Source organism: Zobellella denitrificans (genome assembly GCF_002407485.1).
GTDB lineage: Bacteria > Pseudomonadota > Gammaproteobacteria > Enterobacterales > Aeromonadaceae > Oceanimonas > Oceanimonas denitrificans.
Genome location: NZ_CP012621.1, coordinates 2,857,618 through 2,871,046, shown reverse-complemented (window position 1 = coordinate 2,871,046; position 13,429 = coordinate 2,857,618). Strand labels below are relative to the sequence as shown.

Annotated in this window: 15 protein-coding genes; 8 read left to right on the top strand and 7 right to left on the bottom strand. The window is 64.6% G+C overall.

The window, feature by feature from the left end; all coding sequences use genetic code 11:
- The first annotated feature begins 22 nt into the window (after nucleotides 1-22).
- The 3 genes from AN401_RS13555 (at nucleotide 23) to hda (ending at nucleotide 3,057) form a co-directional block, all read left to right on the top strand.
- Complete coding sequence (locus tag AN401_RS13555) at nucleotides 23-1,291, top strand: uracil-xanthine permease family protein (RefSeq protein WP_094039245.1); 1,269 nt, start codon at nucleotides 23-25, stop codon at nucleotides 1,289-1,291.
- 64 nt (nucleotides 1,292-1,355) lie between these two features.
- Nucleotides 1,356-2,342, top strand: a complete 987-nt coding sequence (locus tag AN401_RS13550; protein ID WP_096779659.1) for a DUF2066 domain-containing protein — start codon at nucleotides 1,356-1,358, stop codon at nucleotides 2,340-2,342.
- Nucleotides 2,335-3,057 carry a DnaA inactivator Hda gene (gene hda, locus AN401_RS13545; protein WP_094039243.1) on the top strand — a complete coding sequence of 241 codons (723 nt, stop codon included), beginning with the start codon at nucleotides 2,335-2,337 and terminating at the stop codon, nucleotides 3,055-3,057. The genes AN401_RS13550 and hda overlap by 8 nt, the downstream gene beginning before the upstream one ends.
- 408 nt (nucleotides 3,058-3,465) lie before the next feature.
- Here hda and AN401_RS13540 read toward each other — a convergent pair whose 3' ends face one another.
- Both AN401_RS13540 and arsC read right to left on the bottom strand, forming a co-directional pair.
- Nucleotides 3,466-3,846 (bottom strand): DUF2069 domain-containing protein, encoded by a 381-nt coding sequence (locus tag AN401_RS13540; RefSeq protein WP_094039242.1) that lies wholly within the window; start codon nucleotides 3,844-3,846, stop codon nucleotides 3,466-3,468.
- Nucleotides 3,846-4,193 carry an arsenate reductase (glutaredoxin) gene (arsC, locus tag AN401_RS13535; RefSeq protein ID WP_096779658.1) on the bottom strand — a complete coding sequence of 116 codons (348 nt, stop codon included), beginning with the start codon at nucleotides 4,191-4,193 and terminating at the stop codon, nucleotides 3,846-3,848. The genes AN401_RS13540 and arsC overlap by 1 nt, the downstream gene beginning before the upstream one ends.
- 61 nt (nucleotides 4,194-4,254) lie before the next feature.
- Between arsC and AN401_RS13530 the strand changes: the two genes are divergently transcribed.
- The gene (locus AN401_RS13530) at nucleotides 4,255-4,701 is read left to right on the top strand and encodes a TlpA family protein disulfide reductase (RefSeq protein ID WP_096779657.1); all 447 of its coding nucleotides are present in this window, start codon (nucleotides 4,255-4,257) and stop codon (nucleotides 4,699-4,701) included.
- A gap of 6 nt (nucleotides 4,702-4,707) precedes the next feature.
- Here AN401_RS13530 and bepA read toward each other — a convergent pair whose 3' ends face one another.
- A complete protein-coding gene (gene bepA / locus AN401_RS13525; RefSeq protein ID WP_094039239.1) occupies nucleotides 4,708-6,150 on the bottom strand; it encodes a beta-barrel assembly-enhancing protease in 1,443 nt (480 codons plus the stop codon).
- A gap of 120 nt (nucleotides 6,151-6,270) precedes the next feature.
- Here bepA and AN401_RS13520 point away from each other — a divergent pair, with 120 nt between their 5' ends.
- Genes AN401_RS13520 through AN401_RS13510 form a run of 3 tightly spaced genes read left to right on the top strand, consistent with a single transcriptional unit; the run spans nucleotide 6,271 to nucleotide 8,937 of the window.
- Complete coding sequence (locus AN401_RS13520; RefSeq protein ID WP_094039238.1) at nucleotides 6,271-6,492, top strand: sulfurtransferase TusA family protein; 222 nt, start codon at nucleotides 6,271-6,273, stop codon at nucleotides 6,490-6,492.
- A gap of 11 nt (nucleotides 6,493-6,503) precedes the next feature.
- The gene (locus AN401_RS13515) at nucleotides 6,504-7,577 is read left to right on the top strand and encodes an AI-2E family transporter (RefSeq protein ID WP_094039237.1); all 1,074 of its coding nucleotides are present in this window, start codon (nucleotides 6,504-6,506) and stop codon (nucleotides 7,575-7,577) included.
- 22 nt (nucleotides 7,578-7,599) lie between these two features.
- Nucleotides 7,600-8,937 carry a sodium-dependent transporter gene (locus AN401_RS13510; protein ID WP_094039236.1) on the top strand — a complete coding sequence of 446 codons (1,338 nt, stop codon included), beginning with the start codon at nucleotides 7,600-7,602 and terminating at the stop codon, nucleotides 8,935-8,937.
- A gap of 68 nt (nucleotides 8,938-9,005) precedes the next feature.
- Here the strand turns inward: AN401_RS13510 and AN401_RS13505 are convergent, their stop codons facing one another.
- Both AN401_RS13505 and AN401_RS13500 read right to left on the bottom strand, forming a co-directional pair.
- Nucleotides 9,006-9,842 carry a tetratricopeptide repeat protein gene (locus AN401_RS13505; RefSeq protein ID WP_096779656.1) on the bottom strand — a complete coding sequence of 279 codons (837 nt, stop codon included), beginning with the start codon at nucleotides 9,840-9,842 and terminating at the stop codon, nucleotides 9,006-9,008.
- A 13-nt stretch (nucleotides 9,843-9,855) separates the two neighbouring features.
- Nucleotides 9,856-10,575: a 4'-phosphopantetheinyl transferase family protein gene (locus tag AN401_RS13500; RefSeq protein WP_096779655.1), complete on the bottom strand. Its 720-nt coding sequence runs from the start codon at nucleotides 10,573-10,575 to the stop codon at nucleotides 9,856-9,858.
- Between the two features lie 206 nt (nucleotides 10,576-10,781).
- On the opposite strand from AN401_RS13500, the gene AN401_RS13495 reads away from it, so the two are divergent.
- Nucleotides 10,782-11,174, top strand: a complete 393-nt coding sequence (locus AN401_RS13495; protein ID WP_232513461.1) for an NlpC/P60 family protein — start codon at nucleotides 10,782-10,784, stop codon at nucleotides 11,172-11,174.
- 73 nt (nucleotides 11,175-11,247) lie between these two features.
- Here AN401_RS13495 and AN401_RS13490 read toward each other — a convergent pair whose 3' ends face one another.
- Together AN401_RS13490 and AN401_RS13485 are read right to left on the bottom strand one after the other, a co-directional pair.
- On the bottom strand, nucleotides 11,248-13,101 hold the full coding sequence (locus AN401_RS13490) for a DUF3413 domain-containing protein (RefSeq protein ID WP_096779654.1): 1,854 nt from the start codon (nucleotides 13,099-13,101) through the stop codon (nucleotides 11,248-11,250).
- Nucleotides 13,102-13,133: 32 nt separating this feature from the next.
- Nucleotides 13,134-13,361, bottom strand: coding sequence for a YejL family protein (locus AN401_RS13485; RefSeq protein ID WP_096779653.1), 228 nt, complete (start codon nucleotides 13,359-13,361; stop codon nucleotides 13,134-13,136).
- Between the last annotated feature and the right edge of the window lie 68 nt (nucleotides 13,362-13,429).

Sequence of the window (13,429 nt, the reverse complement as noted above, 5' to 3'; positions counted from 1 at the left end):
CGTTTATTCAAGGTTGAGACAGATGAATTCAGCAGAGCAAACCGACGCCTTGGCCACCGCCCAGGCGGCGGTCAATACCCCCCTGCGCCAGGCCCTGGCCGGCTCCCAGATGCTGTTCGTGGCCTTCGGCGCCCTGGTGCTGATGCCGCTGATCACCGGGCTGGATCCGAACGTGGCACTCTTTACCGCCGGTATCGGTACCCTGATCTTCCAGCTGTGCACCAAGCGCCAGGTGCCCATCTTCCTGGCGTCCTCCTTTGCCTTTATCGCCCCCATCCTCTACGGGGTGCAGACCTGGGGCATTCCCGCCACCATGAGCGGCCTGATGGCGGCGGGCGCCGTTTACGTGCTGCTCAGCCAGCTGGTGCGCTGGCGCGGCACCGCCCTGCTGACCCGGCTGCTGCCGCCAGTGGTGGTGGGGCCGGTGATCATGGTGATCGGCCTCGGGTTGGCACCGCTGGCGGTGAACATGGCCATCGGCAAGACCGGCGACGGTGCCGCCGAGCTGATGCCGCAGGAGGTCGCCCTGTGGCTGTCGCTGGGCTCCCTGGTCACCACCCTGCTGGTGTCCACCATGGCCAGGGGGATTTTCAGGCTGGTGCCCATTACCGCCGGCATCGCGGTGGGCTACGGCCTGGCGCTGTGGTTCGGGGTGGTGGATTTCACCCCGGTGCGGGAGGCGGCCTGGTTCTCCGTGCCCAATTTCGTTGCGCCCGAGTGGCACTGGCAGGCGGTGCTGTTCATGATCCCGGTGGCCATCGCCCCGGCCATCGAACACATCGGCGACATCCTGGCCATCAGCTCGGTCACCGGCAAGGACTACGTCAAAAAACCCGGCCTGCACCGCACCCTGCTGGGCGACGGCCTGGCCACCGGCGCGGCGTCGCTGTTTGGCGGCCCCCCCAACACCACCTATTCGGAGGTGACCGGCGCCGTGATGCTGACCAAGAACTTCTACCCGGTGATCATGACCTGGGCGGCGGGCTTTGCCATCGTGCTGGCCTTTGTCGGCAAGTTCGGCGCCCTGATGCTGACCATTCCCACCCCGGTGATGGGCGGCATCATGATACTGCTGTTCGGCTCCATCGCCACCGTGGGCCTCAACAGCCTGATCAAGCACCAGGTGGATCTGTCCCAGGCGCGCAACCTGTGCATAGTGGCGGTGATCCTGGTGTTCGGCATCGGCGGCATGGCCTTCGGTATCGGCGGTTTCAGCCTGCAGGGCATCAGCCTGTGCGGCATTGTCGGCATACTGCTCAACCTGGTGCTGCCCAGGGCGCGCGGCCATTGAACCTGGCAAGGGCCTGGCTCAGTGGTTATCATGAGTCCCATGCTCCGTTAACGATGGACAATCGATGCTGAAAACTCTGTTACTGGCGGCCATGGCGCTGCTGTCCTCGGTGGCGGTGGCCCAGCCGCTGCTCGAGGTGACCCTGGATCCCGCGCCCTACAGCCGGGACGAGGCCCGCGCGCAGGCCCTGGAGCTGGTGCTCGACCGGCTCACCGGCGACCGGGCCCGGGATTCCTGGATCCGGGAGGAGGCCCTGGCCGAGCCCGAGCGCTACCTGCGGGACGAACCCCAGGGGAGCGGCTACAGCGCCCGCTTCGACGGCGAGGAGCTGCGGGCGCTGATCGACAGCGCCGGCCTGCCGTTCTCACTCGACCCCAGGCCCGCCCTGCTGGTGTGGCAACTGGACCAGGGCCAGGCCCGCAGCGAGGCGGACGCGGACTGGCGCCGGGCCAGCTCGGCCTATCCCTTGCCGCTGTTGTGGCCGCTGTGGGATCTGGAAGAGCACATGGCCATCGACAAGTCCCGGTTGTTCGACGAGGAGCAACTGCGCGAGGCCAGCCGGCGTTACGGTGCCGACTACTGGCTGGCGCTGGAGCGGGAGGCGCAGGGCGGGCGCTGGCAGTTGTACGCCGCCGGCCAGGACGGCGCCCTGTTGCAGGGGCGGCTGGAGCCGGATGCCGGCCTGCTGGAACTGGCCTCGGCCCTGAACCGTTACTGGGTGGAGCGGGGCAACGGCGGCGGCGAGCCGGCCCGGGCCGACAACCCGGATCCGGTGGAGCCCCTGCAGCTACAGCAGGACGGAGCCGGTGAGCTGACCATAGTGGTGTCGGGGCTGCGCCAGTTTTCCGATGCCATCCGTCTGGAGCAGCGCCTGCGCCAGCTGGACGGCGTGGAACAGGTCTACCTGATGGACAGCGCCGGCCACCAGGCGCGCTATCGGCTGTTGGTACCCGGCTCCCGGGCGGCGGTGCTGCAGGCGCTGGCCGCCGTGGCGGGGCTGTCGGCCAGCGGCGAGCGGCAGTTCAACTGGTCGGGGACGGCGAGTGAGTAACGATGGCGAAGACGAGGCGGTACCGGCCCAGTTGGCGCTGGCGGTGCAGTTGCCGGACGACGAAACCTTCGCCAGTTTCTACCCCGGCGACAATGCCCAGCTGATCACCGCCCTGAAGAACGCCGCCATCGGCCAGGGCGACGAAGTGCTCTACTTCTGGGGGCAGCGCGGCAGTGGCCGCTCGCACCTGCTGCACGCCACCTGTGCCGAGGTGAACGCCGCCGGCGAGGCCGCCGCTTACCTTCCCCTCGATGGCCACCGGCAGATGTCGCCGCGCATGCTCGACGGCATGGAGCTGCTGCCGCTGGTGTGCCTGGATAACCTGGATGCCATCGCCGGGGTGGAGGAATGGGAGCGGGCCGTGTTCAATTTCTTCAACCGGCGGCGGGAGCGGGCGACGGGCTCGCTGCTGATCAGCGCCGTCAGCGCCTCGCGCAACCTGGGGCTGGGGCTGCCGGATCTGGCCTCGCGTCTCGACTGGGGCGTGGCCTACCAGCTCAAACCCCTGGACGACGAGGGCAAGCTCAGCGCCCTGCAGCTCAGGGCCGAGTTGCGCGGTTTCAAGTTGCCCACCGATGTGGGCCGCTTCCTGCTCAACCGCCTGTCCCGGGACATGCGTACCCTGCTGGCGGCCCTGGATCTGCTGGACAACGCCTCCTTCCGGGCCAAGCGCAAGCTGAGCATCCCCTTCGCCAAGGAAATACTGGGACTGTAAGGGGCGGGACGCCAAGGCAGGGACTAGAGCACCGATCAGTTTAAAACGTGAGCAGTGCGATATCTCACCTGTAGGCGCCCGTTTACGTGGCGCAAACCGGCCAACGGCGTGGGGCGTGGACATTGGGCGCCGGTTTGTGCCGGCTAAAGCGGCACCTACAGCGGCACAAACCGGCAGCCAGGCGCAGTGTATTTCTGTCTCTTTAGCTGGCAGACAAACGCCGCCGTTTACAGATTTGCACTTGCTGGTGGAGCGCAGGCGGGCCGCCCGCGCCCCAAGCATCATCACTGCCTAAGTTTTAAACTGAACGGTGCTCTAGGGATTGGTGACTGGGGATTCGAGAGCCATTATTCTGGTCCCGAGTCCCGAGTCCCGAGTCCCGAGTCCCGAGTCCCGAGTCCCGAGTCCCTAATTCTGGCCTTTTTTCTTGCGGATGCTCAGGCCCAGCTCGCGGCCGCGGAACTTGGCGTAGTAGATATTGCCCACGAACATGGTACAGGCCAGCAGCAGTTCGACCAGGGCCAGCCAGCGTTCCCCCTCGTCCACCCACAGCAGGGTGAGGGCGTGCAGAAAGTAGGGCATGATCAGGAAGATGGCCCAGGCATGGGTATAGGGATTGCCCCGGAGCATGCCCACCATGGGGATGAACAGCCAGGGCAGCCACAGCATCAGCATAAAGCCGGCACCCAGCTCAGGATGGGGCGAGAGCAGGCCGTGCCAGAGGGCGACCCAGAAGATGAGCCCGAAATAGCCGACCAGGGCCAGTCGGCGTGCCAGTTGGGTGCTCATTACAGGATATCCAGGATCTGCTCGGGCGGACGGCCGAGGGCGGCCTTGCCGTTATGGACCACGATGGGGCGTTCTATCAGTTTGGGGTGGGCCACCATGGCGGCGATCAGGGTCGCTTCGTCGGTCACCCCGGCCAGGCCCAGCGCCTTGTATTCCTCTTCCTTGGTGCGCATCAGCTCCCGGGCCGAGCTCATGCCCAACTGACCCAGCAGGGTTTTCAGTTGATCCGCGTCAGGCGGGGTTTCCAGATATTTGATAATCTCCGGCTGCAGGCCCCGCTGCTCCAGCAGGCTCAGGGTTTCGCGGCTTTTAGAGCAGCGGGGATTATGGTAGATACGTAGGCTCATTCTAGACTCCTGTGGCAAAGCTGCGGGCATTGTATAAAAGCTGCCGTGGAGGGTACAGCGTATGGGCAAACATCAGGCCCTGTTTTTGGCGGTGTTGTTGATGGCAGGCTGCCGGGAGGCGGCCACCCTGACGCTGGCCGACGGCCAGCGTCAGGATCTGGGGGACTACCGGGGCCAGTGGCTGGTGGTGAATTACTTCGCCGAATGGTGCGCTCCCTGCCTGCGGGAGATGCCCCTGCTCAACGAACTGAGCGCCACGGCCGGCCCGGCCGTGCTGGCGGTGAGCTTCGACGCCCTGCCGGCCCAGGCGCTGCACAGCCTGAAGGAACGTTACCAGATGCTGATGCCGGTGGTGGCGAACCTGGAAGGGGCCTGGCCTTTCGAAACGCCCCGGGTACTGCCCACCACCTTCGTGATCGATCCCAGGGGCCGGCTGGCGGAACAGCACCAGGGCGAGCTCCATGCCGAGGATATCGCCCGCTGGCAGGCGCTGTACTGGGGTAATTAGGGGTTATCAGTTCCTCAGGGCGTCCCAGTCTTTCTGCTGCTGGCGCAACTGCTCCAGACGGGCACCGAGCCGGGCCCGCTGCATGGGGTCGGTGGCGAGGTTGGCGGCGATCTCCATCTGATCCACCGCCACCTCGTAACGCCCTTTCAGCGCTGCCACTTCGGCCTGGGCCTGGCGGAAGGCCGACTCGTCGCTGAGTGGCCGGTAGGCCTGGGCGATCAGCTCCCAGGCCAGGGGATTTTCCGGGTGCCGGCGCAGGTAGCCGTCGAGCAGCTCGGCGGCCTCCTGGTTGCGCCCGGCCTGCAACAGGCTGTCGGCCAGGTTGATCATCACCACGGCGTTGTCGGGCAGCCGCTGACGGGCCTGGCGCAGGCGGGCGATGGCCGCGTCGTGCCGTTTTTCGGCGTTGTCCAGATCGGTCAGGGCGTCCAGTACGAAGACATTGCTGCCGTGGCGTTGGCTCAGCTCGTCGAGCAGGGCCCTGGCCTTGTCGTATTCGTGGATCTGCAGCAGGCTCAGGGCCTGGCCGTAGCGGGCGGCATCGGGCTGCCAGTCGCCGCCGCGGCCGGCTTCCCGCTCGAAGAAGCGGTGCAGCTCGCTGGTGTTGCCCTGCTGGAAACGGACCATGATCCTGGCCTTGGCCAGTTGGAACTCCAGGCTGGGCGGATAGGGTTGGGCGGGGTACTCCGCCGCCCGGCTGCGGGCCTCGGCGATCCGGCTGGCGGGCAGGGGGTGGGTCAGCAGCATTTGCGGCGGCGTGCTGGCGAACTGGTATTTTTCGGCCAGTTTCTGGAAGAAGCTGGCCATGGCGTTGGGATCGAAGCCGGCATTGTGCAGCAGGCGCAGGCCGATGCGATCCGCCTCGAATTCGTTGTCCCGGGTATAGTTGATGGCCGACTGCATCTTGAGGCCCAGGGTGGTCTGCAACGCCGCCATGCCCGCCTGGGGGTTGACCACCGCCAGCGCCACCGAACCCACCAGGCCGGCGATGGTCAGGGGGGTGCTGCGCGACTGGGACTCCAGGTAGCGGGCGATGTGGCGCTGGGTGACGTGGGTGATTTCATGGGCCATGACCGAGGCCAGCTCGCTCTCGTTGTCGGCATACAGGAAGAGTCCGGAATGGATTTGCACCACGCCGCCCAGGAAGGCGCTGGCGTTGATGCTGTCGTCCCGGATCAGCAGGAAGCTGAAGGGAAAGCGCACCGAATCGGCCTGGGACAGCAGCTTGAGCCCGAGGTCGGTGAGGTATTCGTTGAGCACGGGGTCGTCGATGACCGGCTGGTTGGCCCGGGCGAAGCGGATAAAGGCCTGACCGAAGCGGGCTTCCCGTTCCACCGACATGGCACTGACCCCGGCGGTGCCGATATCGGGCAGGTTGTTGGCGGCGAGCCAGGGGGCCGCGGTACAGAGGGAAAAAGCCAAAACCAGCCTGGCGGCACGAAAACCCATGTCAATAACCTTATTGCTGTTGTACTCACCGCAGAATACTCTCCGCAATAGGGCGGAACAAGCATTGTTTGGCAGCCAGAACAAAGGGATAATGCCCTTTCTTTTGGTTCGGGGGCTCTCATGGATACGCTGGATGCACGCGCGCTGCGCTGCCCGCTGCCACTGCTCAGGGTCAAGCTCTGGCTGAAGGCGGCGAAGGCCGGCCAGGCCCTGCGGCTGTGGCTGGCGGACTCGGGCTCCCGCCGGGATATTCCCGCCTATGTCTCGGGCATCGGTCACCGGGTAGAGGTGGTGGCCGATGAACCCGGACGACTCGAACTCATCATTACCAAGGCACCTTAAGGAAATTTTGCATGCTGGATGTTATTAAGCACTGGTATCGACAGCGGTTTTCCGACCCGGGTGCGGTTGCCCTGTTCCTGCTGCTGCTGTTCGGTTTCGTGGTGGTGTACTTCATGGGCCACATACTGGCGCCTTTCTTCGCCGCCGTGGTCATCGCCTACCTGCTGGAATGGCCGGTCAGCCGGCTGGAGCGGCTGGGGCTGGGCCGGGGACTGGCCGCCGGCGTGGTGCTGCTGCTGTTCGCGGTGGTGATGGTATTGTCGCTGGTGAGCATAGTGCCTTCCTTCCTGGTGCAGACCGCCAACCTGGCGCGGGAAGTGCCCGCCATGATCAACCGCACCCAGGAGGCACTGCTGACCCTGCCGGAGCAGTATCCCGAGCTGGTGGACGTGACCCTGGTGCAGAGCGTGCTGGACGATCTCCGCGGCCGGCTGCTGGGCTCGGCCGACGCCATCTTGAGCGTGTCGATCAGCTCGCTGACCAACGCCGCCGTGCTGCTGGTCTACCTCATCCTGGTGTCGGTGCTGGTGTTCTTCATGCTCAAGGACAAGCGCCATCTGCTGGACGGCATGAGCCGTTTCCTGCCCCGCAACCGGGAACTGGTGTCCCGGGTCTGGCTGGAGATGAACGGCCAGATTGCCAACTATGTGCGCGGCAAGGTGATCGAGATCCTGATCGTCGGCGTGGTCAGCTATGTCACCTTTGCCCTGCTGGATCTGCGCTATGCCCTGCTGCTGGCGGTGCTGGTCGGCTTTTCGGTGCTGATCCCCTATATCGGCGCCGCCGCCGCCACCGTGCCGGTGGCCATGGTGGGGCTGTTCCAGTGGGGCTTTACCCCGCCGTTCTTCTACCTGATGGTGGCCTACGGCATCATCCAGGCGCTGGACGGCAACGTGCTGGTGCCCATCCTGTTCTCGGAGGCGGTCAACCTGCATCCCATCGCCATCATCGTCGCTGTGCTGGTGTTCGGCGGCCTCTGGGGCTTCTGGGGCGTGTTCTTCGCCATTCCCCTGGCCACCCTGGTCAAGGCGGTGCTCAACGCCTGGCCCCAGCACGAAGATGCGCCTGCAAATACCAACAATTGATGAAAGACGTAAGGACAATACAGTGAGAGAACATTTCGGCTCGCGCTTCGGGTTTATCATGGCCGCCGCCGGGGCGGCGGTGGGGCTGGGCAATATCTGGGGTTTTCCCACCCAGGCGGCAAGCAACGGCGGCGGTGCCTTCCTGGTCGCCTACCTGATGCTGGTGCTGGTGCTGGCCTTCCCCATGCTGGTGATGGAAGTGGCCATCGGCCGCTACGGCCAGGCCAACCCGGTGGATTCGGTGCGCAAGCTGGGCCGCAGTCGAGGCCAGAAGGCCATGGCTTCCCTGGTGGGCTATGCGGGCATGCTGGTGCCCAGCCTGGTGCTGTCGTTCTACGCCATCGTCGCCGGCTGGCTGCTGGCCTTCCTGGCGGCGGCGGTGACCCGCATGCTGGGCTGGGAGGCGGCCACCGGCTGGCTGCAGGGCTTCGGGCTGTCGCGCAACATCGTCTGGACCCTGGTGTTCTACCTGCTCACCATACTGGTGGTGCAGGCCGGGGTACGCAAAGGGATAGAGCGCTGGTCGGCCCGGCTGATGCCGGCACTGTTCGTGCTCTTCCTGGTGCTGTTCGCCTATATCCTGACCCAGAACGGCGCCATGGAAGGGCTGCGTCATTATCTGGTGCCGGATTTCAGCAAGGTACTGGAGCCGGGGCTGCTGATCAGCGCCATGGGCCAGGCCTTCTTTTCGCTGACCATAGGCGGCTGCTCCATGCTGATGTACGGCTCCTACCTGAGCAAGCAGGAGAGCATTCCCGGCACCGCCTTCCAGGTGACCCTGATCGATACCGGCGTGGCCTTCCTGGCCGGGCTGGTGATACTGCCGGCCATGTTCGTGGCCATGAACAATGGCGTGACCATCTTCGCGGAAGACGGCAGCCTGCTGAGTTCCGATACCCTGGTGTTCACCGTGCTGCCCGCCCTGTTCGACACCATGGGGCCGGTGGGGCTGGTGATGGCGCTGGTGTTCTTCGTGCTGATGGGCATCGCCGCCCTGACCTCGTCCATCTCCATGCTGGAAGTGCCGGTGTCCTACACCACCGAACGGTTCAAGGCTTCCCGTCCGCTGGTGACCTGGCTGCTGGGTGGCGGCCTGGCGTTGTTCAGCGTGGTCATCTGCCTGAATTTCGGCGCCCTGTTCGGCTTCGTTATCCGCCTGTCCACCCAGAATCTGCAGCCGCTGGTGGGCCTGGGTTTCTGCCTGCTGGGGGGCTGGCTGTGGGGCAGGGCCAAATTGTTCGAGGAGCTGGTACAGGGTTCGCCGGAACTCGCTTCCAGCCTGTTCTGGCGCATCTGGCCCTGGTACGTGCGGCTGGTGTGCCCGCTGCTGGTGCTGCTGGTGATCGGCGCCAGCTGGTAATCGGGCGGAACAAAAAGGGCGGGGGTCATCTCGATGATCCCCGCCCTTTTTTGTCTTCGAAATTGTACTCAGTAGAGCATGCTGTAGAGCTTGCGGCGGTAGCGGGAGGCGACGGGATCGGCACCCATGGTGGTGAGCATGTCGAGGAAACGCTTCTTGGCCTCGCCGAAGCCCAGATCCTGCTGCAGCACCTCGACCAGCAGTTGCAGGGCCTCTTCCTGGCGACCGGCCTGGAAGTAGAGCACCGCCAGTTCTTCCTTCAATTCCAGCGAGTCCGGGGCGTCGGCCAGCTTCTGCTCCAGCTCGCGCAGTTCGGGGCTGTCGGCGGCTTCTTCCGCCAGCTCCAGCCGGGCCAGGATATGCTGGTACTGGCTGTCCTGATCGGCCATGCCGATGGTCGCCAGCAGTTGCTTGGTTTCCTCCAGCTTGTTCAGGGACAGGGCGGCTTCGGCCAGGCTCAGGCGGATGGCGGCGCTGTCCTCCAGCGCCCGGGCCTGCTGCAGCAGGCCGTAGGCGGCCTGGGGATCCAGGCCCAGGGTCTGCTTGGCCTGCTCCAGCAACAGCGCGGCTTCGTTGGGTTGGTAGGGTTGCAGAAAGGCCTTGAGGGCGGCTTCGTCCTGGGGGCCTTCCAGTATGTCCACCGGCTGGGCGTCCTTGAAGGCGACCAGGGCCGGCAGGGCCTGCAGCCCCAGCTGGACCGCCAGGCTCTGCAGTTGCGGATCGGCGACATCGACCCGGGCCAGATCGATATGACCGTTGTCGGCGCCGATCAGGCGTTCCACCACCGGGCCCACCGTCTGGCATTCGGGGATCTGCTGGGCATGGAAGTAGATCACCACCGTCTTGCTCATGGAGGCCTGGATCAGCGCCTGCTGGAAGTTCTGCACATTGATGTCAACGATCATGTTCGAGGTCTCGTTAAGGGTTTATGGTTAGATTGGGCTGGGGGCCGCCGATTTCAAGGTCGAAGGGCAAATCCGGGAGGCGCAGCAGCAGGGGCGGGGGGCCATCCGTGCCCGCCACCGCCAGGGTCAGCCAGGCCCTGTCCAGGGTGTACTGATACAGCCGGTAAGGCTGGTCGTCGAACAGAGCCCGGTGGCTGCCCGCCTGCCACTGTACCCGCTGCAGGTTGTTGGCGATGCCGCCGCCCTGGGCCTTGAGCACCGCTTCCTTGACCGTCCAGAGACGGATAAAGTCCAGTTCCGGCTCGCGGCTGTGGGCCAGCCACCGCTGCTCGGTGTCACTCAGGTAACGGTGGGCGAGGCGAAGGATCCTGGCAGGATCCAGTCGTCGTCCTTCCAGATCGACGCCGAGCGGGCCGGCGTTACCGATGGCCAGCGCCAGCAGGCTGCCGCTGTGGCTGATGTTGAAGTGCCAGCCCGGCCGGGCGAGGCGGGGCTTGCCCCTGCTGTCGATCCGGATGGGGATCCGTCCCGGATCCTCCGCCAGGTGGACGGCGAGCCAGCGGCGCAGCAGGTAGCGACCCAGCAGGAACAAACGGGCCTGTCCCGGATGGCGGATGCCGGCCAGGCGCTTGTGCTCCGCCGGGGAGAGTATTTTTTGAGCATTTTCCGGCAGTTTTATGTTCGCACTGTCACAAATTAGTAACTTGGTGACGATATCGTTGTTTTTGCTCATATTCTCTTTTGCAAAATACCCTGGATCTGCTCTAGTATCTTTCAGATTGATAGCTGGTTGCCATTATTTGCATGAAAAAGGTCATAATTCTAAGCAGTGTGCTCCTGGTCGCCGGTTGCAGCAGCGCCCCGAGCCCGGAGTCAGGCAAAAAGATGGCTGGAAAAAAACCGTCTTCTTCCCTGACTTACAGCATCAGTACCGGCCCGATGAAGCCCAGGCGTTCCGTGGGAACCGTGCAGGATCTGCATCAGGTGTACCAACGCTGGCGCGGCGTGCCCTATCGCTTCGGCGGGGTGGATGCCGAAGGCATCGACTGTTCGGCCTTTACCCGTACCATGTACCAGGAAGTGTTCGGCATGGAGCTGCCGCGCAGCACCTATGAACAGGTCAACCTGGGGCGGGCGATCGGCAAGAACGAGCTGCAGCCCGGGGATCTGGTGTTCTTCCGCACCGGCAGCGGCCAGCACAACGGCATCTACATCGGTGACGGCAAGTTCGCCCATGCCTCTTCCAGCGTGGGGGTCACCATCTCCCGCCTGGACAACGTCTACTGGCGCAGCCGCTACTGGCAGGCCCGCCGCCTGCTGGACGACATCTGAAAAAGAACATTGGTGACCGGGGATTGGAGGCAGCGATAATATTGCCAGTCACCGGTGACCGGTCACCAGCCTGTTATTTCGCCTGAAAACGGTTCAGCTCATTCATCACCTGCAGCAGCAGCGACAGCTCCGGGCTGGCATCGGCCTTGACCCGGTAGTCCGCCGCGCTCAGTAACTGGAAATCGCCCCGCCGGTTGAACAGGGTGATCTCGTCCTGCTGGTAGATGACATATTCCTCTTCGTCCGATGCCAGTCGCCAACGCTCGGGTACTATCTCGAACAGCGATTGCCCGGTGCTGTAGCTGCGCATCGGACTCTGCACACCCAGTACCTGCTGCATCAGGGTGGGCACCAGATCCAGCTGGCTGGTCGGATGGGTAAACCGGGCCTGGGCCTGACCGGGCCAGCCGATCACCAGGGGCACCTGCAACTGCTGGGGCGAATAGGCGCTGCCGAAGCCCCAGGTGTTGTTGCCGTTGTCGTTGAATTCCATGCCGTGACCCGAGGTCACGATGATCAGGGTGTCCCGGCTGCCGGGCCGCTGGGCCAGGGCCAGCAACTGGCCCAGCAGCTGATCGGTGTAGAACACCGCGTTGCGGTAACGGTTGAACAGGGCCTCGCGCTGCTCGTCATGATAGGCCAGGGCCGGATTGAGGCGTTCCAGGGAGGGCTGGAAGGGGCCCCGGGTGTCCGCCGGCAAATCCAGTGCCTTGAGGGCATCCAGGTACAGGAAGGAGAACCAGGGCCGCAACTCGTCCTGCTCCGTCAGCCAGTCGGCGAAGCCGGCCAGCACCTGGCGGTCGCCTTCGGCACCGCCGGGGGCGGTAGCGAAGGACTGGTTGCGCAGGCTGGAAAAGATGGCGTTCTCATACAGCGGCTGTGCCAGGCCGCCGCTGGCGAACAGGCCGAAACGGTAGTCCTGGCGCTGCAGCTCGTCGATCAGCGCCGGGGCCATGCCTTCTACTTCGGCGTCGTGGCGATAGTGGGCCGGCAGGCTGTAGAACAGGCTGAACAGGGCGGACTGGGGCTGGTTGCCGGCGCTGAGGTGGTCGTCGAAGCGCAGGTTCCGCTCGGCGAAGCGGTACAGGTTGGGCATGGTGATGGCGTCGAGCTGGTCGGCGCGCAGACCGTCGACCACCAGCAGCAGGATATTGGGCGCGTGCGCCGGCGCCGATACCGACAGCGGGCGCAGCGGGTAGTTCAGCCGGCGCTGGGGCTGGTCGGCGGCCTGTTGCGACAGTTGCCGGTATTGATCCGCATCCAGCCAGCCCTGCTTGATCAGGAAGCTCTTGGCGGTCATGGGATAGGACAGCGGGAAGTTGGCCTTCTGGTTGGTGATGGGGGTATAAACCAGGGCATCGGCCCAGATGTGCACGCTGTGGGTGAGGAAGAAGCTTACCAGCAACGGCAGGGCCAGGGGCAGGGCCAGGGAGCGTCGCCGGCGCTGACTCCAGCGCCACAGCCAGGCCGCCAGCCACAGTTCGAACAGGAACAGCAGCGGTACCCAGACGAACAGCCAGCCCCAGCCGGAGGCCTCCTCGGCCTGGGCCTGATCCAGCAGCAGCCGCCAGACGGTGGGGTTGAGGTGGAACTTGAACAGGCTGAATACCTGGGTATCCACCAGCAACAGGGTCAGGGCCCCGGTGGCGATGGCCGCGCCCAGGAATTGCACCGCCCTGAGCCTGGGCAGCAGGAAGGTGAGGGGAAACAGGGTCAGCAGATAGGTGAAGAAGGTCAGAAAGGCGAAATGCCCGACCCAGCTTACCAGCATGTAGCCGATGCCGAGGGGAGTCTCGGGCCAGCCGGCGGCCAGCAGGTAGCGGCTCGACACCGCCATGGCCAGCAGGATATTGAAAAACACGAACCAATGCCCCCAGCCAATCAGGCGGGAAACATTATCGCGATAGAGGTTACCGGTTTCGACCATGGTTCAGACTGTTTCGGCTAACAAAAAGGCTCTTAATGAGCCCCTTTTTGTGTGTCGACGGAGGCGGTGAGCACCTTGGCGAACTTGTCGGCGATGGCCTTCCGCTGCCCGGGGGCGACCTGGTGGTTGAGCACATGGGTGACCAGGTTGCCCAGCACCATCAGCCGCAGATCCGCCGGGGCCTGGTGCTTGTCCATCACGGCTTCCAGCTCGCTCAGCAGTTGGTCGTATTGTTTATCGTATTTGGAAAGGACGGGCATGGGCGTTCAATCATGTAACTTGGTGACAGGGCGACTATAATACCCCACCCCTTCTGGCAACTCTACGG

What these genes read in the sequence shown, in the direction of transcription:
- AN401_RS13555 (WP_094039245.1), top strand. Translation starts at nt 23, where the DNA reads ATGAATTCAGCAGAGCAAACCGACGCCTTGGCCACCGCCCAGGCGGCG.
- AN401_RS13550 (WP_096779659.1), top strand. Translation starts at nt 1,356, where the DNA reads ATGCTGAAAACTCTGTTACTGGCGGCCATGGCGCTGCTGTCCTCGGTG.
- AN401_RS13540 (WP_094039242.1), bottom strand. Translation starts at nt 3,846, where the DNA reads ATGAGCACCCAACTGGCACGCCGACTGGCCCTGGTCGGCTATTTCGGG.
- arsC (WP_096779658.1), bottom strand. Translation starts at nt 4,193, where the DNA reads ATGAGCCTACGTATCTACCATAATCCCCGCTGCTCTAAAAGCCGCGAA.
- AN401_RS13530 (WP_096779657.1), top strand. Translation starts at nt 4,255, where the DNA reads ATGGGCAAACATCAGGCCCTGTTTTTGGCGGTGTTGTTGATGGCAGGC.
- bepA (WP_094039239.1), bottom strand. Translation starts at nt 6,150, where the DNA reads ATGGGTTTTCGTGCCGCCAGGCTGGTTTTGGCTTTTTCCCTCTGTACC.
- AN401_RS13520 (WP_094039238.1), top strand. Translation starts at nt 6,271, where the DNA reads ATGGATACGCTGGATGCACGCGCGCTGCGCTGCCCGCTGCCACTGCTC.
- AN401_RS13515 (WP_094039237.1), top strand. Translation starts at nt 6,504, where the DNA reads ATGCTGGATGTTATTAAGCACTGGTATCGACAGCGGTTTTCCGACCCG.
- AN401_RS13505 (WP_096779656.1), bottom strand. Translation starts at nt 9,842, where the DNA reads ATGATCGTTGACATCAATGTGCAGAACTTCCAGCAGGCGCTGATCCAG.
- AN401_RS13500 (WP_096779655.1), bottom strand. Translation starts at nt 10,575, where the DNA reads ATGAGCAAAAACAACGATATCGTCACCAAGTTACTAATTTGTGACAGT.
- AN401_RS13495 (WP_232513461.1), top strand. Translation starts at nt 10,782, where the DNA reads ATGAAGCCCAGGCGTTCCGTGGGAACCGTGCAGGATCTGCATCAGGTG.
- AN401_RS13490 (WP_096779654.1), bottom strand. Translation starts at nt 13,101, where the DNA reads ATGGTCGAAACCGGTAACCTCTATCGCGATAATGTTTCCCGCCTGATT.
- AN401_RS13485 (WP_096779653.1), bottom strand. Translation starts at nt 13,361, where the DNA reads ATGCCCGTCCTTTCCAAATACGATAAACAATACGACCAACTGCTGAGC.